General features: G+C 73.0%; 16 protein-coding genes, 1 tRNA gene and 2 pseudogenes. 6 read left to right on the top strand and 13 right to left on the bottom strand.

Annotation, left to right across the window (positions count from 1 at the left end; genetic code table 11):
* Nucleotides 1–3: 3 nt before the first annotated feature.
* Nucleotides 4–726: a TetR family transcriptional regulator gene (locus tag ACXKR8_RS30760; RefSeq protein ID WP_458267825.1), complete on the top strand. Its 723-nt coding sequence runs from the start codon at nucleotides 4–6 to the stop codon at nucleotides 724–726.
* Here the strand turns inward: ACXKR8_RS30760 and ACXKR8_RS30755 are convergent.
* Both ACXKR8_RS30755 and ACXKR8_RS30750 read right to left on the bottom strand, forming a co-directional pair.
* Nucleotides 723–1,097, bottom strand: coding sequence for a VOC family protein (locus ACXKR8_RS30755; RefSeq protein ID WP_458267824.1), 375 nt, complete (start codon nucleotides 1,095–1,097; stop codon nucleotides 723–725). The genes ACXKR8_RS30760 and ACXKR8_RS30755 overlap by 4 nt on opposite strands.
* Nucleotides 1,094–1,903 (bottom strand): trans-aconitate 2-methyltransferase, encoded by an 810-nt coding sequence (locus ACXKR8_RS30750; protein WP_458267823.1) that lies wholly within the window; start codon nucleotides 1,901–1,903, stop codon nucleotides 1,094–1,096. Before ACXKR8_RS30750 ends, ACXKR8_RS30755 begins: the two co-directional genes overlap by 4 nt.
* Nucleotides 1,904–2,010: 107 nt before the next feature.
* Here ACXKR8_RS30750 and ACXKR8_RS30745 point away from each other — a divergent pair, with 107 nt between their 5' ends.
* The 4 genes and pseudogenes from ACXKR8_RS30745 (at nucleotide 2,011) to ACXKR8_RS30730 (ending at nucleotide 6,137) form a co-directional block, all read left to right on the top strand.
* On the top strand, nucleotides 2,011–2,508 hold the full coding sequence (locus tag ACXKR8_RS30745) for a MarR family winged helix-turn-helix transcriptional regulator (RefSeq protein WP_458267822.1): 498 nt from the start codon (nucleotides 2,011–2,013) through the stop codon (nucleotides 2,506–2,508).
* A 121-nt stretch (nucleotides 2,509–2,629) separates the two neighbouring features.
* Nucleotides 2,630–3,520 (top strand): SGNH/GDSL hydrolase family protein, encoded by an 891-nt coding sequence (locus tag ACXKR8_RS30740; protein WP_458267821.1) that lies wholly within the window; start codon nucleotides 2,630–2,632, stop codon nucleotides 3,518–3,520.
* Between the two features lie 119 nt (nucleotides 3,521–3,639).
* Nucleotides 3,640–5,402, top strand: a pseudogene (locus tag ACXKR8_RS30735) (phosphatidylglycerol lysyltransferase domain-containing protein).
* 66 nt (nucleotides 5,403–5,468) lie between these two features.
* Nucleotides 5,469–6,137, top strand: a complete 669-nt coding sequence (locus ACXKR8_RS30730; RefSeq protein WP_462099922.1) for a hypothetical protein — start codon at nucleotides 5,469–5,471, stop codon at nucleotides 6,135–6,137.
* Here ACXKR8_RS30730 and ACXKR8_RS30725 read toward each other — a convergent pair.
* Nucleotides 6,134–6,670, bottom strand: a pseudogene (locus ACXKR8_RS30725) (LuxR C-terminal-related transcriptional regulator); the annotation flags it as partial. The gene ACXKR8_RS30730 and the pseudogene ACXKR8_RS30725 overlap by 4 nt on opposite strands.
* A 113-nt stretch (nucleotides 6,671–6,783) precedes the next feature.
* On the opposite strand from ACXKR8_RS30725, the gene ACXKR8_RS30720 reads away from it, so the two are divergent.
* Nucleotides 6,784–7,158, top strand: coding sequence for a hypothetical protein (locus ACXKR8_RS30720; protein ID WP_462100759.1), 375 nt, complete (start codon nucleotides 6,784–6,786; stop codon nucleotides 7,156–7,158).
* Between the two features lie 63 nt (nucleotides 7,159–7,221).
* On the opposite strand, the gene galK is transcribed toward ACXKR8_RS30720, so the two are convergent.
* From galK to ACXKR8_RS30670, 10 genes are all read right to left on the bottom strand, one after another.
* On the bottom strand, nucleotides 7,222–8,379 hold the full coding sequence (galK, locus tag ACXKR8_RS30715) for a galactokinase (protein WP_458267817.1): 1,158 nt from the start codon (nucleotides 8,377–8,379) through the stop codon (nucleotides 7,222–7,224).
* A 3-nt stretch (nucleotides 8,380–8,382) separates the two neighbouring features.
* On the bottom strand, nucleotides 8,383–9,354 hold the full coding sequence (gene galE, locus ACXKR8_RS30710) for a UDP-glucose 4-epimerase GalE (RefSeq protein ID WP_458275121.1): 972 nt from the start codon (nucleotides 9,352–9,354) through the stop codon (nucleotides 8,383–8,385).
* A gap of 92 nt (nucleotides 9,355–9,446) precedes the next feature.
* A complete protein-coding gene (galT, locus tag ACXKR8_RS30705; protein ID WP_458267816.1) occupies nucleotides 9,447–10,556 on the bottom strand; it encodes a galactose-1-phosphate uridylyltransferase in 1,110 nt (369 codons plus the stop codon).
* A gap of 95 nt (nucleotides 10,557–10,651) precedes the next feature.
* A complete protein-coding gene (locus ACXKR8_RS30700) occupies nucleotides 10,652–11,314 on the bottom strand; it encodes a response regulator transcription factor (RefSeq protein WP_458267815.1) in 663 nt (220 codons plus the stop codon).
* A 146-nt stretch (nucleotides 11,315–11,460) separates the two neighbouring features.
* Nucleotides 11,461–11,533: transfer RNA gene (locus tag ACXKR8_RS30695), tRNA-Thr, on the bottom strand.
* Nucleotides 11,534–11,615: 82 nt separating this feature from the next.
* The gene (locus ACXKR8_RS30690) at nucleotides 11,616–13,265 is read right to left on the bottom strand and encodes an alpha/beta hydrolase (protein ID WP_458267814.1); all 1,650 of its coding nucleotides are present in this window, start codon (nucleotides 13,263–13,265) and stop codon (nucleotides 11,616–11,618) included.
* On the bottom strand, nucleotides 13,265–13,591 hold the full coding sequence (locus tag ACXKR8_RS30685; RefSeq protein ID WP_458267813.1) for a hypothetical protein: 327 nt from the start codon (nucleotides 13,589–13,591) through the stop codon (nucleotides 13,265–13,267). Before ACXKR8_RS30685 ends, ACXKR8_RS30690 begins: the two co-directional genes overlap by 1 nt.
* A 155-nt stretch (nucleotides 13,592–13,746) precedes the next feature.
* Nucleotides 13,747–15,537 (bottom strand): ABC-F family ATP-binding cassette domain-containing protein, encoded by a 1,791-nt coding sequence (locus ACXKR8_RS30680; protein ID WP_458267812.1) that lies wholly within the window; start codon nucleotides 15,535–15,537, stop codon nucleotides 13,747–13,749.
* A gap of 93 nt (nucleotides 15,538–15,630) precedes the next feature.
* On the bottom strand, nucleotides 15,631–17,364 hold the full coding sequence (locus ACXKR8_RS30675; protein WP_458267811.1) for an ATP-binding protein: 1,734 nt from the start codon (nucleotides 17,362–17,364) through the stop codon (nucleotides 15,631–15,633).
* Entirely contained in the window at nucleotides 17,361–18,248 is an 888-nt protein-coding gene (locus ACXKR8_RS30670; protein WP_458267810.1) for a nucleic acid/nucleotide deaminase domain-containing protein, read from the bottom strand. Before ACXKR8_RS30670 ends, ACXKR8_RS30675 begins: the two co-directional genes overlap by 4 nt.
* Nucleotides 18,249–18,264: the final 16 nt, after the last annotated feature.

The following is an 18,264-nucleotide window of genomic DNA, read 5'->3' as shown; positions in this document are numbered from 1 at the left end:
CCCGTGAACGAAAGCAGCAGTGGGTCAGACGGGGCGGGCGATCCACCCGCACCCGCACGGGCCGCGCGCGCGGGGCGGGCACGAAAGCCGACTGCGACGGGGGGCCGGGCCGGGCGCGTACGGATGAGCGGCAAGCAGCGGCGGGAGCAGCTGCTGGACGTGGGCCGCGCCCTGTTCGCCGAACGCGGCTACGAAGCGACCTCGGTGGAGGAGATCGCGGCGAAGGCCGGGGTCTCCAAACCGGTGGTGTACGAGCACTTCGGCGGCAAGGAGGGGCTGTACGCGGTCGTGGTGGACCGGGAGATGCAGCTGCTGCTGGACATGGTCACCGGGTCGCTGACCGGTGGCCATCCGCGTGAGCTGTGCGAGGAGGCGGCGTTCGCGCTGCTGGACTACATCGAGACCTCGACCGACGGCTTCCGGATCCTGGTCAGGGACTCCCCGGTGGCGCAGTCGACCGGGACCTTCGCCTCGCTGATCAATGACATCGCCACCCAGGTCGAGGACATCCTCGGCCATGAGTTCAAGTCGCGCGGGTACGACGCCAAGCTGGCGCCGATGTACGCGCAGATGCTGGTGGGGATGGTCGCGCTGACCGGCCAGTGGTGGCTGGACGTGCGGAAGCCGAAGAAGGCCGAGGTGGTCGCCCACCTGGTGAACCTGGCCTGGCACGGCCTGGAGGGGATGGAGCGGCGCCCGCAGCTGGTGGGACGCCGGAAGAACTAGCCCGCCGGGGGGCCGATGGGTTCGAGGAACTCCAGGCGGTTGCCGACCGGGTCGATGGAGTAGAAGCGGTGGTGTCCGGGGAGGTCGTCGTCCCAGCCCACCGGGGCGCCGAGGGCGGCGATCCGTTCGGCGTAGGCGTGGATGCCCTGGATCCGGAGGGCCGGGTGGGCCTTCCGGGCCGGGGTGAACGGCTCCTCGATGCCCAGGTGCAGCTGGACCGGGCCGGCCTGGAACCAGCAGCCGCCGCGGGCGGCGAGGACCGGGGGCTTGGGGATCTCGGTCATCCCCAGCACGCCCGCGTAGTAGGCCCGGAGCCGCGCCTCGCTGCCGGGCGGGGCGGCGAGCTGGACATGGTCGAAAGAAGTGATCATGACCGCTTGGTGGCGACGACGAAGATCCGGCGGTACGGGAGGACCGTGCCGTGCGGGGTGGCCGGGTAGGCCTCGGCGAGCTGCGCGGCGTACTCGGCGAGGAAGGCCTCGCGGTCGGCCGGGTCGGTGAGCGCGGCGAGGACGGGGCGCAGCCCGGTGCCCAGCATCCAGTCGAGGACCGGGTCGGCGCCGGTGAGGATCTGGTAGTAGGTGGTCTCCCAGGCGTCGACCGCGCAGCCGAGGGCGGTGAGCCGGCTCAGGTACTCGGCGGGGTGGAGCACGGCCGGGCGGTGCAGCTCGCCGAGCCGGGAGGCCCAGCGCGGGCTGGTCCGCAGTGCGGTGAGCAGGGTGTGGCTGGGCTCGTCGAAGTTGCCGGGGACCTGGAAGGCGAGGGTGCCGCCGGCCGGCAGCGCCTCGGTCCAGCGGGCGAAGAGGTCGGCGTGGCCGGGGACCCACTGCAGTGCGGCGTTGGAGAGGATGAGGTCGGGGCGGCCGTCCTCGGCCGGGTCGTAGGCGGTGATGTCGCCGTCCCGGAAGGCGATCCCCAGGTGGTCCCGGGTGGCCCGGTCGGCCTGGCTGATCATCGCCGGGGAGTTGTCGATGCCGGTGATCCTGGCGCCGGGCCAGCGGTCGGTGAGGGTGGCGGTGGTGTTGCCGGGTCCGCAGCCGAGGTCCACGACGTGTGCGGGGGTGCCCGGGACCCGGTCGACCAGGTCGTGGAAGGGGCGGCTGCGGTGGTCCGCGTGCTTCAGGTACTGCGCGGGGTCCCAGGTCACGGCGGGGGTCGCCGGGGTGCTGCGGGTCATCTGGCGCTCCAAGTATCTCGACGTCAAGATAGTTTGATTCTGGCCGATACTGTTTCTTGATGTCAAGAGACTTCATATCGACACATCGGCCACTACACTGATCAACCATGGAGGACGAGGTCGACCGGTTGGTCGCTGCATGGCGCCGAGAGCGCCCCGACCTCGACGTGGAACCGCTCGAGGTGCTGAGCCGGATCAGCCGCCTCGCCCGTCATCTCGACCGGGCCCGGCGCACCGCCTTCGCCGAGCACAGCCTGGAGCCGTGGGAGTTCGACGTGCTGACCGCGCTGCGCCGGGCCGGGGCTCCCTACCAGCTCTCCCCCGGCCAGTTGCTGACGCAGACTCTGGTCACCTCGGGCACCATGACCAACCGGATCGACCGGCTGGCCGGCCGGGACCTGGTGCAGCGGCTCCCCGACCCGGGCGACCGGCGCGGCGTGCTGGTGCGGCTGAGCGAGTCGGGACGGGATCTCGCCGATCAGGCGCTGGCCGGGCTGCTGGCCCACGAGCGGGCCCTGCTCAAGGAACTCTCCGCAGGTCAGCGCGAGGATCTGGCCGGGCTGCTGCGGCAGCTGGTCGCCCCGTTCGACAACCTTCCGGAATAGCTCCGGAAGAGATCCCGCACTGGTTCCGCCGGAGTCTTGCCAGAACCTACTCACCAGTTGGGATACTCCCGGTGATCGGGGGCCGCAGTGTCGCGTCCCCCTCAGAAGGGGGCCACCACCCATGCCCAGCAGTTCCAGGCTCCGCCGCGGGCTCACCGTGCTCGCGGTCGCCGCGCTCGCCGCCGCGACGATGACCGGCACCGCCTCCGCGCACGACGGCGGCGGCCGGCACCACCACCCGGCCCCGCCGCGGTACTACGTCTCGCTCGGCGACTCGCTGGCGGCCGGCTACCAGCCGGACGTGCACACCAACACCTCGCTGTCGTACACGGACCAGCTGTACGCCCAGCTCAAGAAGCACGATCCGCGGCTGGTGCACATCAAGCTCGGCTGCAGCGGCGAGACCACCGGGACGTTGATCAACGGCGGGATCTGCACCTACCCGGGGGCGACCTCACAGTTGGACGCAGCGGTGAAGTTCCTCCGGGCGCACCGCGGCGAGGTGCGCTACGTGACCCTGGACATCGGCGCCAACAACGTGGACAGCTGCCTGGCCGGCGGCAGCATCGACCAGGCCTGCACCGCCGCGGGCGTGGCCACGGTCGCCACCCAGCTGCCGCAGATCGCCAAGGCGCTGCACCGGGCCGGCGGCAACACCCCGCAGTACGCCGGGATGAACTACTACGACCCGTTCCTGGCGGTGTGGCTGACCGGCCCGGCCGGACAGGGGCTGGCGCAGCAGTCGACCGTGCTGTCCAAGGAGCTGAACGGGGTGATCGCCAAGGGCTTCCACCGCAACGGCTTCGCGGTGGCGGACGTGTCGCGGGCGTTCTCCACCGACGACTTCACCGACCAGGCGACCCTGCCGGGGGTGGGCACGGTTCCGCTGAACGTGGCCAGGATCTGCGCCTGGACCTGGGAGTGCACGCCGTACCACGACATCCACGCCAACCCGACCGGGTACGGAGTGCTCGCCGCGGCCTTCGAGAAGACCCTGAAGTACCGCCGCTGACACCTCCGCGTAGACCCATGGGAGAGCCCGCCCCCGCCGTTCGGGGGGCGGGCTCTCGCCTTGTCGGCGGACGTCGTTGTCAAAATGTTATGCAATTATGAAGATTCGCCTGGAAAGGGGTGAGAAGGGACGTGTCATCCGATACACCGCCCAAACGGTTGTCCGCCTGGCGGCCCCGCGCCGCTGGTTTCGCCGTCTGGTACCTGCGGATCGCCGCAGTGCTCAACTTCCTCGGAGCCGTCTCCTCCCCGTTCCACGGGCAGGTCTCCCGGCACAACTCGGGCGACTTCTTCACCCCGTACATGGTCACCGTGGGCTACACCTCGGGTGCGCTGGCCCTGTTCCTGGCGATGATGATGCGCCGCCGCAAGCGCGCGGCGTGGATCTGGAACCTGGTCGTGGTGGCCCTGTACTCGGTGCTGACGGTCTCCGTGGTGGCGCTCGACCCCGACGTCCGCGGGCACTGGTTCAACTGGGTCTCCACCGGGCTCACCCTGCTGCTGCTGGTCGCGCTGCTGGTCGGCCGCAAGGAGTTCCGGGCCAAGGGCGACCGCTCCAACCCCCGGCTGGCCCTCGGCGTGCTGTTCGGCGGCGGGGCGATCAGCGTGGCCATCGGCACGGTCCTGGTGGCGCTCACCAACACCGCTCCCGGATCCTCCCTGGGCAGCCAGCTGCACTACGCCCTGCTCCGGGTCTACACCCTGGCCCCCTCGAACACCGACCAGCTGAACATCCGCACCCCGCACTGGGTGGACATCGCCATCAATGTGATGAGCGCGCTGATCCTGGTGCTGGTGGTGTACGCGCTGGCCCGCTCCCCCAAGGGCAAGGAGTACCTCTGCCCGCAGGACGAGCGGCAGCTGCGCGGCCTGCTGGAGCAGCACGGCGAGCGCGACTCGCTGGGCTACTTCGCGCTGCGCCGGGACAAGTCGGTGGTCTTCTCCCCGTCCGGCAAGGCGGCGGTGGCCTACCGCGTCGTCGGCGGGGTGTCGCTGGCCTCGGGCGATCCGATCGGCGACCTGGAGGCCTGGCCGGGGGCGATCGACCGCTGGCTGGAGCAGGCCCGTGAGCACGCCTGGATCCCGGCGGTGATGGGCGCCAGCGAGGAGGGCGGCACCGTCTACGCCCGGCACGGTCTGAACGCCCTGGAGCTGGGTGACGAGGCGATCGTCGAGGTCGACGAGTTCACCCTGGAGGGGCGCGCCATGCGCGGCGTCCGCCAGGCGCACAAGAAGGTCGGACGCGCCGGGTACACCGTGCGGGTGCGTCGACATGCCGACATCCCGACGAGGAGATGGGCACCCTGCTGCAGCGCGCCGACCACTGGCGCGACGGGCAGACCGAGCGGGGCTTCTCGATGGCGCTGGGCCGGCTCGGCGACCCGGACGACGGCGCATGCGTGATGCTGGAGTGCCATGACGGGCAGGGCGAGCTGCGGGCGCTGCTGAGCTTTGTGCCCTGGGGCCGGGACGGCCTGTCGCTGGACCTGATGCGGCGTGACCGGGACTCCGACAACGGGCTGCTGGAGTTCATGGTGATCGAGCTGATCGGCCAGGCCGAGGCGGTCGGGGTCAAGCGGGTCTCGCTGAACTTCGCGATGTTCCGAGCGGTGTTCGAACGCGGCGGCCGGCTCGGGGCCGGGCCGGTGCTGCGGATGTGGCGCTCGGTGCTGATCTTCCTCTCCCGCTGGTGGCAGATCGAGTCGCTCTACCGGGCGAACGCCAAGTACCGGCCGATCTGGGAGCCCCGCTACCTGCTGTTCGACCGCAGCAGCGACCTGCCCAGGATCGGGGTGGCCTCGGCCACGGCCGAGGGGTTCATCACCGCACCGAGCCTGCCGAGCCTGTTCAAGCGGCGGCACGCGAGCGCACTGGAGTCGTAAAAGGGGATATTTATCCATCTATGTTCTATTTTTGGATGAATGAGAGATCTGTTGCTTGGTGACGGGTTGCTCCGCACAGCACGCCGCAGTCTCGCCAGGGACCGCCTCTCGGCGCTGTCCCTGACCCTGAGCGCCACCGCCGCCATCCTGCTGCTGCAACTGCTCCAGCACACGCCCGGCGGGGCGCAGCTGGTGGAGCGGCTCGGCGTGGTCCGGGCCTCGCTGCCGCTGTGGGAGTCGCTGCTGCGCACCCCGCTGTCGCTGTTCGTGCCCGCGCCCGACCTCCCGGTCTGGGGCGCGGCGCTGCAGGTCCTGCTGGTCTTCGGGATCGCCGAACTCACCGTCGGCCGCTGGGCGACGCTGTTCGTCGCCTATGCCGGGACCCTGGCCGGCACCCTCTACGCCCGGCACGGCGTCCATGTCGGCGCGCGGGGGGCGGACCACCTGTTCGCGCTGCCCTGGGACGACGCCTTCATCCGCGACACCGGGCCCTCGGCGGCCGTGGTCGCCCTGGCCGTCTACGTCACCTGGCGCTACCGGGCCTGGCTGACCGGCGGGATCACCGTCGCCGCGATGATCCTGGAGCAGGCGCTGTTCCCCAACCTGGCCGGGGCGGAGCACCTGGCGGCCGTCCTCTGCGCCCTGGCCCTGGCCGGCGGCGGCGAACTGATCGCCCGCCGCCTGGTCCGCACCGCGGACGCCTGGCGCCCGCTGCTGCCCCCGGCGGGGGTTTAGGTCTGCTCGGCCGGCCCCACGCCGGCCCGGCGGGCCACCGCGACGGCGGCGAGGGTGGAGTGCACCCCGAGCTTGCCGAGCACGTTCTGCATATGGGTGCGGACGGTGTGCGGGGAGAGGTAGAGCCGGTCGGCGACGGCCTGCCGGCCGAGTCCGGCGACCATGCAGCGCAGCACCTGCTTCTCGCGCGGGGTGAGCGACTCGACCAGCCGCTCGCTCTCGGTGCGGTCGCGGCGGGCCGCGGTCAGTTCCCTGATCACCCCGGTCAGCAGCAGCGGCGGGATGTGGGTCTCCTCCCGCATCACCCCGCGGACCACGGCCATCAGCCGGCCCAGTGAACTCTCCTTGGCGACCCAGGCCGAGGCCCCCGCGTGCAGCGCCCGGACCACCCGGGCCGGTTCGTCGGCGGCGGCGAGGACGACCACCTGGAGCCCGGGGTGCGCGGCCCGGGCCCGGGCGGCCAGGGCGATGCCGTCGTCGTCCGCCGCGAGCCCTCCGCCGGGCGGGGCGGCGACGGCGGGGGGCTCGCCCGCTGCGGAGGGACTGCCCGCGGCGGCGGGGGACTGCCCGTGGCGGGGGCGCGGGGAGCGGGTATGCGGGTCGGGGGCCCCGGGGCGGAGCCCCCGGGGGAGCGGTGCCGGGCGGCGTGGAGAACTGGCGTTGGGCGGGCAGCACCAGCGGGGCGCGCTGGGGCGGCGGCGGCAGCACCCGCCGCGGCGCGGAGTTGGCGGTCGCGGAGTTCGCGGGGGGCGACGCGACCGGGACGCCCGGGGTGAGGTCGGCGTCCACCAGCAGCACCTGGAACGGGCGGTTCTCCGCGGCGGCGCGCTCCAGCGCCCGTTCGGCCGCCTGCGCACTGCCCGCCGCGGCGACCTCCACGTCGGGTTCGGCGGCGAGCGCGGTGGCCAGCGCCTCGGCGAAGATCCGATGGCCGTCCGCGACCAGGACCCGGATACGCGCCACAGTCGTCCCCTCCCCCGGTCCCTGCGGCCCCCCGCCGACCTTTAGGGGATCAGGGTAGGGCCTGCGGGGGCGGCGCGGAACGCGAACGCGTACGGGAGATCGCCGGGTCGGCCGGCGGCGGTCAGGCCAGTCGGCGGGCCCCCGGTCCCGGCACCGCGGTGAAGGCCCGGGGCTCGGTCCAGCCGCGGTCGGCGAAGGCCGCGGTGACGGCGGCGGTGATGCCGTCCGCGTCGGCGGTGTCGGCCAGGGCGATGATCGAGCCGCCGAAGCCGCCGCCGGTCATCCGGGCGCCGAGGGCGCCGGCGGCGACCGCGGTGTCCACCGCGAGGTCGGTCTCGGCACAGGAGATGGCGAAGTCGTCCCGCATGGAGGCATGGCCCTCGGTGAGGATCGGGCCTATCCCGCGCAGGTCGCCCGCGTCCAGCAGCGCCATCACCTGTTCGACCCGGGCGTCCTCGGTGACGATGTGCCTGGTCAGCGCGCGCAGCTCGGCCTCGGGCAGCCGAGCCAGCGCCTGGTCGAGACCGGCGTAGGGGACGTCGCGCAGGGCGGGGACGCCGAGCAGTTCGGCGGCGCGTTCGCAGCCCCGGCGGCGCTCGGCGTAGGCGCCGTCCGCGTGGGCGTGCTTGACCTGGGTGTCGATGACCAGCAGCACCAGGCCGTGGGCGGCCAGGTCGAAGGGCACCTGCCGGGTGTCCAGGCTGCGGGCGTCCACGAACAGGGCGTGGCCCTCGGCGCAGCAGGCCGAGGCGAGCTGGTCCAGGATGCCGCAGGGGACGCCGACGAACTCGTTCTCGGCGCGCTGGCACAGCTTCGCCAGCTGAGGCGGCGTCAGGCCGAGCCGGTAGAGGTCGTTGTAGGCGGTGGCGACCGCGCATTCCAGGGCCGCGGAGGAGGAGAGCCCGGCCCCGGTGGGGACGTCGCTGTCCAGGTACAGATCCGCTCCTGCGACCTGGTAGCCGGCGTCGCGGAGGGTCCAGACCACGGCGGCGGGGTAGGCGGCCCAGCCGTCGACCGAGCCGGGGACGAGGTCGGCGAGCCGGAGCTCGGTCACCCCGCCGTCCGGGTACTGGTCGCTGTGCAGCCGCAGCCGTCCGTCCTCGCGCCGGGAGGCGGCGACGCGGGCGGCGTGCGGAAGGGCGATCGGGAGCATGAAACCGTCGTTGTAGTCGGTGTGCTCACCGATGACGTTGACCCGGCCCGGCGCCTGCCAGACGCCCTCCGGGTCGGCGCCGTACAGGGCGGTGAAGCCCTTCCGCACAGCCTCCGCTTGGGTCACTGCTTACTCCTTCTCCAGGGCCTGGACCGCGTTGGCGAAGTCCCAGGCGTCGGCGACGATGCCGTCGAGGTCGGTGCGGCTGGGGGTCCAGCCGAGGAGGGTGCGGGCGCGCTCGGCCGAGGCGACCAGGACGGCCGGGTCCCCGGGGCGGCGCTCGGCCGTGATCGCGGTGATCTCGCGGCCGGTGACCCGGCGGACGGTGTCGATCACCTGGCGGACCGAGAAGCCGCTGCCGTTGCCGAGGTTGCAGATCAGGTGCTTGCCGGGTTCGGCGGCGGCCACGGCCAGCAGGTGCGCCTCGGCCAGGTCGGCGACATGGATGTAGTCGCGGACGCAGGTGCCGTCCGGGGTCGGGTAGTCCTCGCCGTAGACCGCGATGTGCGGGCGCCGGCCCTGGGCGGCCTGGATCACCAGCGGGATCAGGTGCGTCTCGGGGTCGTGCCGCTCTCCCTGCACCCCGTGCAGTCCGGCGTAGGCCCCGGCCACGTTGAAGTAGCGCAGCGAGACCGCGGCCAGGCCGTGGGCGTTCGCCTCACTGGTGATCATGTGGTCGACGGCGAGCTTGGTCGCGCCGTAGGGGTTGGTCGGGGCGGTCCTGGCGGTCTCCTCGATCGGGCTGCGCTCGGGCTCCCCGTAGACGGCGGCGGTGGAGGAGAACACCAGCCGGCCGACCCCGGCCTTGCGCATCGCGGCGAGCAGTTCCATCGACCCGGCGACATTGTTGCGCCAGTACTTCTCCGGGTCGGCCACCGACTCGCCGACCTGGGAGCTGGCGGCGAAGTGCAGCACCCCGTCGAAGGAGCCGTCGAGCACGTCGGCGGCCTCCTGGATCCGGCCCTGGACGAACTGCGCCCCGGCCGGGACCGAGGCGCGGTGCCCGGTGGAGAGGTCGTCGAGGACGACCACCTGGTGGCCCGCCTCGATCAGGTGCGCGGCGACCACGCCGCCGACGTAACCGGCTCCGCCGGTGACCAGGTACTTGCGCTGCTGGGTCTGCGGGGTCTGCCGAGGCTGCGGAGCCTGTCCAGGCTGCGGGGTCTGCCGAGGCTGCGGGGTCTGCGGCGGAGTCAAGGAGCGACCTCTCGTAGGCGCTGCGCCGCCTTCTCGGGCGACACGTCGTTGATGAACACGTCCATGCCGGATTCCGATCCGGCCAGGAACTTGAGCTTGCCCACCGTACGACGGATGGTGAAGAGTTCCATGTGAAGCGCCAGCTCACCGCTGGTGCCGGGCGCGGCGGAACGCAGCGGCGCCTGGTGCCAGCCGGCGATGTACGGGGTCCTGCCCCCCTCCTGACCCTCGAACAGCCGGTCGAAGCGGCCCAGCAGATCGAGGTAGATGGTGCAGAACTCGGCGCGCTCGGCGTCATTGAGGGCGAGCAGGTCGCCCACCCGGCGGTTCGGGTAGAGGTGCACCTCGTACGGCCAGTGCGCGGCGAAGGGGACGAAGGCGGTCCAGTACTCCCCCGCGATCACGATCCGCTCGCCGTCGGCGCGTTCGGCGGCGAGCAGGTCGTCGAAGAGGTTGCGTCCGGTGCGCCTGCGGTGCGCCGCGGCGGAGGCGAGCATCCGCTCGGTGCGCGGGGTGACGAAGGGGTAGGCGTAGATCTGGCCGTGCGGGTGGCCGAGGGTGACCCCGATCTCCTTGCCGCGGTTCTCGAAGCAGAACACCTGCTCGACACCGGGGATCGCGGAGAGCTCCGCGGTGCGGTCGGTCCACGCCTCCAGCACCAGGCCGACCTGGGCCGGGGTCAGATCGGCGAAGGAGGCGTCGTGGTCGGAGGTGAAGCAGACCACCTCGCAGCGGCCGTTGCCGGGACGGGCGTGGTGCGGCAGCGAGCCGACCTCGCGGTCGGGGGCGTCGGCCGCGGCGGTGGTGAGCGAGGGGAAGCGGTTCTCGAAGACGACCACCTCGTAGTCCGGGGCCGGGATCTCGCTGAGCCGCCCGTCCCGCGAGGGGCAGAGCGGGCACTCGTCCGCCGGGGGGTGGTAGATCCGGCCCTGGCGGTGCGAGGCCACGGCCACCCACTCGTCCAGCAGCGGGTCGTAGCGGATCTCCGACGCGGTGCTGGTCGCCTCCAGCGGCCGCAGGTCGGGGTCGTCGCGGACCACGTCGTCGCGGGAGTCGTAGTAGATCAACTCGCGGCCGTCGGCCAACCGAGTACTGGTCTTCTTCACTACGAACTCCACCCTCACCACTGCGCAGCGAACCTTATGTAAACATATTCAAACACAAAGGCTCAGCAGTCAACAGGTCGTATGGGAGTGTTCGGTCACTTCTGCGCGGCACGCTCCAGCAACCCGGTCCTGGCGGCCACCGCGGCGGCCTCCAACCTGGTCCTCGCCCCCAGTTTCATCAGCACCCGCTGCACATGGGTGCGCGCGGTGCTGGGTGCGATGGCCATCCCCTCGGCGATCTCCCTGGTGTCCTCCCCCTCGGCGATCCGCATCAGCACCTGCACCTCACGCCGGGTCAGCAGCCGCAGCAGCCGCAACGCCTCGTCGTCGGACTCGGCCGAGGGGCGCAGCAGATGCTGGAACACCGCGTGCAGCAGTTCGGGGGCCACCGCGGCCTCCCCCGCGCGGACCCTGGTCAGCGCGCGCTCGACCACCTCGATCCGCTCGTCCTGGCGGACATAGCCGGCCGCGCCCGCGCCGAACGCGGCCGCCACCCCGGCCAGCGCGCCGACCGCGCCCATCACCACCACACCGACCTCGGGACGCTCCCTGCGGATCCGCCGCACCGCGTCGAAGGCGGCCGGATCCTCCGGGTGCGCGATCCCCAGCAGGCACACCTCCGGACGCCGCTGCAGCACCAGCTCGGCCGCGGCGCCCACCGGCGTGCCCACCGCGAGCACCCGGTGTCCCCGCAGTTGCAGCGCTGTGGCCAGCGCCTCCGCCAGCAGCCGATGGTCGTCCGCCACCACGAGCCTCACGCCCACAGCGCTCCCCTGTCGTCCGTATGCCACCGCGGCACTCCGGTGACGCACCATCACAACGCATGCCGGGGCCGCACCGCCAGCAGGAACACCAGGGAAACGCCGAAGGCCCCCGTCGATGACGGGGGCCTTCGGTCTGTACGAGCCCCCATGCGGAATCGAACCGCAGACCTTCTCCTTACCATGGAGACGCTCTACCGACTGAGCTATAGGGGCGAACGAGGAAGACAATACCTGGTCATCGGCCCAAACGTAAAATCCCCGCGAGCACCTTTCAGTGCTGGTTTCAGTGCTGGTTTCAGCGCTGGGTTCCGCCGACGATCCGACCGATGGCCGCGAGGGTGCTGCTGCCCCGGTCGAGGTAGTGGGAGTGCGCCCCGGCGAAGCCGCCGCCGGGCCCCCGGCCGCTGTCGACCGGGAGCAGCCGGGCGCCGAATCCCGGGGTGGCCGGATCCGTGCCGAACCAGACCCCGTGGTGGTCCTGCTCCAGCTTTCCCACCGGATACTGCAGCGGGGGGACCACCCCGGACAGCACCGCCCCGACCGCCAGAAGAGCGGCCTGTCTGGGCCCCGGGATCATATTGGCCACCGGGTCGTCCACCGCCCGGCCGACCCAGACCCGGCCTGGGCCCACCCCCAGCTCCGAGGCGTGCTCGGCCCCCGTCCCCGGGCTGCCGATCAGCACCACGTTGTCGGCGTGGGTGCCGCCGGGGCGGCGGGCGGCGAGGCCGACCAACAGCGAGCCGTAGCTGTGGCCGAGCGCGGTGACCTGGGCCGGGGGCCCGCTGTGGGTCGCCCGCAGCCCCTCGATGAAGTGCTCGTACGGGCCTGCGCCGGCGGCGGCGCGCTCGCTGTCGGCCACCGCGGCCAGGCCCTGCGGGGCGTCGTAGCCGAGCCACACCATGCTCGCGGTCGCGCCGGGACGGGCGGTGGGGTCGGCCGCCACCGCGGCGTCGTGCAGGGCCAGCGCGCGGTCCCCGTCCTTGCCGCCGACATCGGCCAGTTTGGTGCCCATCCCCGGGACGTAGACGCAGACATGGGCGGCCCGGTCCGGGTCGCCGAAGGAGAGCACCGCCCGGCCCTGCCCCTCCAGACCGAGCGACAGCAGCAGCGCCGGCGGGGAGGTCCCCTGCTGCCGGGCCAGCCGGTCGCTGATGGCGAGCAGCCCGGGCATCGGCAGCGCGTCGCCGCCGACGGCCAGCAGCTGGTCCAGCAGGGTCCGGTTGGCCCGGTCCCTGGCCATGGCGGGCACCCCGTCCAGGCTGCCGACCAGCTGCGGCTGGTCCTTGAGCAGCATCCGCCGCTCGTCCGGGCCCAGCCGCTGCCACCAGGCGTGGACCTGGGCCGGGCTGCTGCCGGGCCCGGGCAGCCGTCCGGCCACCAGGGCCGCGGCGGCGAACAGCGCGGTCCGGGCGACGGCGGGATCCAGGCCCTGGCCGCCCCGCGCCTGCCCGGCCGAACCGGACAGCGCGGCGGCGCAGCGGGCGTCGGCCCTGGTGGCGGCGGCGAGCGCGGCGGTCAGCCGGGCCTCCAGCCGGGCCGAGAGCTGGGCCGAGAGCTGGGCCGAGAGCGGTGCGGCGCGGCCGGCGGCCCGGCCACCGGTGACCTCGGCGCCCCGGACCGCGCAGCCGGCCGCTTTCGCCTCGGCCAGCACCGCGCGGACCTCGGCCCGGACCGGGAGCAGTTCCTCGGCGGTCTCGACCAGCACCGAGGCCAGCGCCCGGAACTGCTCGGCGGCGGCGGTGAGCCGATCGTGTTCGACCACCAGCGTCATATCGGCGCGGTCCGCGGCCACCCCCTGCCAGCCCGCCCGGCCCTTGCCGCGGGAGGCGGTGAGCGCGGCGGTCCGGGCGGTCAGCAGGTCCGACAGGGCGTCACAGGCCTTGCCCGCAGCGATGAGTGACGCGGTGTCGGCCGCCGCGACCTGCTGCGCGGTCAGCGGCGCCATCAGCGGAAGGGGGCGAACTGCCGGGCCGCCCCGGCGTCCGCCTCGCGGTAGTTCCTGGCGGTGGCGCGCAGGCCGTCGGCGTCCCGGTCCAGGGCGGCGGAGAGCCCGGAGAGGCACTGCGCCCAGGCCGCGGCGCAGTCGGCCAGGGCCGCCCCGCTGCTCCACCCGGCCAGCGCGGCACCGGTCTCGGCCAGCGCCGCGCGGGCGCGTTGCGCGCCGGACTCGACGGCGAGGGCGGCGGCGTTGAACACCCCCGCCTCCGCGTCCAGCGCCTCGGGGTGCACCAGCACCCCGGAACCGTCGGAGAACCCCACCACGGACCCCACCCCCCTGCACCTGCCCCTGTCGCACTGAGCTACCGGATCAGGCTAGAAGCTCACGCAGCGTCAGCAAAACCGATCCGGGCAGATCCACCCGATGGAGTGGAACAGGAGTGCGGGGCGCGCGTGCGCGGGGGGGGTGGCGGACATGGGGGTGGCGCCTACACGTCCGCGAGCTCCAGCCACTCCAGTTCCAGCACGTCGCGCTGCTCCTTGAGCGTCCGGAGGGTGGCGTCGAGCTCGGCGACCTTGGCGAAGTCCGCGGCGTGGGCGGCCAGCTGCTCGTGCAGCTTAGCCTCCTCCTTGTCCATCTTCTGGATCTGCCGCTCGATCCGCTGCAGCTCCTTCTTCGCGGCCCTGGTGTCGCCGCTCTTCTTGGCGAAGGTCGCGGTGGGCATGGTCGCCGCGATCCGCTCGGCGATGGCGTGCCGGCGGTCCAGGTACTCGTCGATGCCCTTCGGCAGCATCCGCAGCGCCTGGTCCCCGAGCAGGGCGAACACCTGGTCGGTGGTGCGCTCGATGAAGTACCGGTCGTGGCTGACGATCACCAGCGAGCCGGGCCAGCCGTCGAGCAGGTCCTCCAGCTGGCTGAGGGTCTCGATGTCCAGGTCGTTGGTCGGTTCGTCCATGAACAGCACGTTGGGCTCGTCCATCAGCAGCCGGAGCAGCTGCAGCCGGCGGCGCTCACCGCCGGAGAGGTCGCCGACCGGCGTCCACTGCTTCTCCTTGCTGAAGCCGAAGGTCTCGCAGAGCTGGCTGGCCGACATCTCCCGGCCCTTGCCCAGGTCGACCCGGCCGCGGATCTGCTCGACCGACTCCAGCACCCGCAGCGTCGGCGGCAGTTCGACGACCTCCTGGGAGAGGTAGGCCAGCTTGACGGTCTTGCCGACCACCACCCGGCCGGCCTGCGGCTGGACGTCGCCGTCGCTGTCCCAGGCCGCCTGCATGGCCCGCATCAGCGAGGTCTTGCCGGCGCCGTTGACGCCGACCAGGCCGATCCGGTCGCCCGGGCCGAGGTTCCAGGTGAGGTGCTTCAGCAGCACCTTGGGGCCGGCCTGGACGGTCACGTCCTCCAGCTCGAACACGGTGCGGCCGAGGCGGGAGTTGGCGAACTTCATCAGCTCGGCCCGGTCGCGCGGCGGCGGCACGTCCGCGATCAGCTCGTTGGCGGCCTCGATCCGGAACCGGGGCTTGGAGGTACGGGCCGGGGCGCCGCGGCGCAGCCAGGCCAGCTCCTTGCGCATCAGGTTCTGCCGCTTGGTCTCCTCGGTGGAGGCCCGGCGCTCGCGCTCGGCGCGGGAGAAGACGTAGTCCGAGTAGCCGCCCTCGTACTCGTGCACGGTGCCGTCCTGGACGTCCCACATCCGGGTGCAGACCTGGTCCAGGAACCACCGGTCGTGGGTGACCACGACGAGCGCGGAGCGGCGCACCCGCAGGTGTCCGGCCAGCCAGGAGATGCCCTCGACGTCCAGGTGGTTGGTGGGCTCGTCCAGCACCAGCAGGTCGGGCTCGGCGATCAGCAGCTTGGCGAGGGCGATCCGGCGGCGCTCGCCACCGGACAGCGGGCCGATCACGGTGTCCAGGCCGTGCTCGAAACCGAGCAGGTCAAGGCCGCCGAACAGGCCGGTGAGCACATCGCGGACCTTGGCGTTGCCGGCCCACTCGTGGTCGTCCATGTCGCGGATGACCTCGTGCCTGATGGTGGCCCTGGGGTCGAGGGTGTCGCTCTGGGTGAGCGCGCCGACCTGCAGGCCGCCGACGTGGGTGACCCGGCCGGAGTCGGCCTCCTCCAGCTTGGCCATGATCCGGGTCAGGGTGGTCTTGCCGTCGCCGTTCCGCCCGACCACGCCGATCCGGTCGCCCTCGCTGACCCCGATGGACACACCGTTGAGGACGGCGCGCGTGCCGTACACCTTCACTACGGATTCGACAGTGACAAGGTTGACGGCCACGGGTGCTGCGCTCCTGCGGGTGCTGGGGGGATGCAGGCGTACGCGCCTACCGCCCTCCAGCCTAGTCGCCGCGGCGAGCGGCCCGCCGCGCGCTCAGCCCCAGAGGGCTTCGAGGTCGAGTCGCAGGGCGCCGGTGCCCTGCGGGCCGCCGTGGCTGAGCAGGCCGCCGCTGGTGAGGGTGAGCGTGTGGGCGTCCTGGAGCAGCGGGAGCACGACGAGCCGGCCCTCGAACAGCTGCCAGAGGTGCAGCAGCCGGTCCGACCAGGCGACGGCGAGGACCGGGCCGGCCTTCGAGTCGGTGATCGCGAGGGCGGTGGGGACCGCGTTGCGGCGTTCGACCGGCTCGGGCATGGCCGAGCCCGAGCGGGAGTCCCAGAGCCGGACGCTGCCGTCCAGGCCGCCGGTGAGCACCAGGTCGGGCATGGAGGAGCCGGGGTCGGAGAGCACGGCAACGGCGGACACCGGGCTCCGGTGCAGTTGGCCGCCGCGCGGCTCCGCGGCTTCCGGGGCGGCGGGTCCGGTGCTGCGGAGCTGGAATCCGCCGCGGGCGTCGGCCACGGCCAGCGGACGGCTGTCGTCGGCCAGGGAGCAGGCCACCGCGGTGGCCGCAGCCTCGGGGTCGGCCAGGGCGGCGGCGTTGTGCCGCTGCGCCAGGCGCGAAACGGCGATGGGAAGGGTTCCCTGCGGGTCGGTGCAGAGAACCGCCAGGCGTCCCTGGGCGTCGGCGGTGAGCAGGGAGTTCTCGCTGACGGCGGTCATCCGGGTGACGGGGTGCAGCGGATCGGTGCTGATCCGGGCGATCAGGGCGCCGGTCGCCGGGTCGTGCCGCTGGAGCCGGCCGGCCGGGTCGGCCAGGACCAGGTCGTCGCCGAGCAGGGTGGCGGCCGCGGTGTGCAGCGCGGGGTGCGACCAGACGGCGGTCCAGGCACTGGTCTCGGCGAGCGGACGCAGGAACTCCGCCAGCAGCGGGTCGTGGCCGAGGGCGGCGGCGTGCAGGACCGCGGCACGGGAGCGGTCGTCGAGTCCGCCGCCGGCCAGAACGGGTCCGGCGGACTCCCAGACCTCGCGCAGCCGCCTGGGTGCGGTGATCCGTTCGTCGGCCAGGACGGCGGTGATGGCGACGGCCGAGCCGTGCACCAGGAAGCCCGGGTCGGCCAGGAGCCGGGCCGCGGTGCCGTGCGCGAGCGCCTGGTCGAGGGCGTTCTCCCGGAGTCGGGCGCCGGCCGTCCGCCAGTCGCCGGTGGGCGGGAGGGGCTCAGCGTCGAGGCTCTCGTCGTGGCCGGCGTCGGCCGAAGGCCCCGCGGGGAGTTCCAGTAGCAGCGCCTCGGCGGCCCCGTCCGTGCTCGGCAGCAGGTCGCGGCGGTCCACCTCGACCGCGATCCTGACCTGCGGCAGCGCCAGCATCGGCAGCACGAGCTCGGTGAAGGCGGTCTCCGGCCGCGCCGCGGGCAGGTCGGCGGGGCCCCGGCCGGAGCGGTGCAGGTCCGGTATCAGCATCCGGACCGGGCGGGGGTCCGCGGCGAGGCGGGCCAGCAGCGCGGCCGGGTCGAGCGGCCCGTAGCCGAGTTGGCGGCCGATCTCCCAGGCCAGCGTCCGGGCGGTCTGCCCGCTCGCGGGAACGGTGGCGTGGATCGTGGTGAGCGGGTGGTTCACCGAACTGGCGAGCAGCCAGGCCAGCAGCCGGCTCTTGCCGCTGCCGCGTCCCCCGGTGACCAGGCAGAGCCGGGGACAGCCCGCGTCGGTACGGGCCGCCCAGTCGAGCAGGAGCGGGGCCGCCGGCAATCCGCCGACGTCACCGGAGTCGTCACCGGAGTCCGAGCCGGTCATCGGGGTCCGTCCGCCCGGCCGGGGCGGTTCGCGGTGGCGGCGCGGAGGGCGGCGAGACCCTCGGCGCGGGACGCGGCAGTCTCGCCGTAGTCGTAGCTGTGGGTGAACACCGCGTCGGGGAAGGTCCCGGCCAGCCACATCGAGCAGTAGTGCCCGGGCAGGTAGCAGGACTGCAGGTCGGTGTGCACTCCCTTGACCTGTTCGGGGCCGACGCCGGCTCCTTGGAGCGCGGCCCACAGCCGCTCCTCCGGGTGCAGCGCGATGCCGCCGGAGCTGGTGAAGATCCTCTTCTCGCCCGCCGCGTCGAGGACCTCGAACGCGGCGTAGTTCTCGACACCGGAGGTGTCCCGCAGGTCGTCGAGGACCAGCGGCCACCAGCTCTCCCGGTCCGCGAAGGCGACCGGGTCGGCCTCCTGCAACTGCCGCTCGAAGGCCAGGAACGCGGCCTTCGCCTCGGCCGGACTGTCGGTTTCGCCGAGGAGGCCGAGCAGGACGTCCAGGCCCAGCAGCCCCGAAGCGAACTCCTCCACGGCCGAGTTGACGAAGCGCGGCGGCTCGTCGTAGTTCAGCAGCAGCGCGTGCACACCGCCCTCGGGGGTGGCCACGATCTCGTAGCCGCGGTCGGAGCCCAGCCGGGACCAGCCGAAGTACTCCGCGTCGCTCACCGACTGCTCGGTCTCCACGGCAAAGCCGCGGACCGAGGCAGGCTCGTCCGCAACGGTCCGGAAGTACGGTCCGACCTGCAGCGGGACGGCCAGCGCGGCGATCCGCGCGAGCGCGGCCGCCTCGGGCGCGGCCGGGTCGACCGCCGCCGCGTCGCCGCCGAAGCGACGCAGCCCGCCCTCGCCGAAGCGTGCGGCCAGGGCGTCGGTGGGGTGGCTCACAGGATCTCCTCCGAAT

Source organism: Streptacidiphilus sp. PAMC 29251, from assembly GCF_054208735.2.
This window is presented reverse-complemented; position numbering and strand designations above follow the sequence as displayed.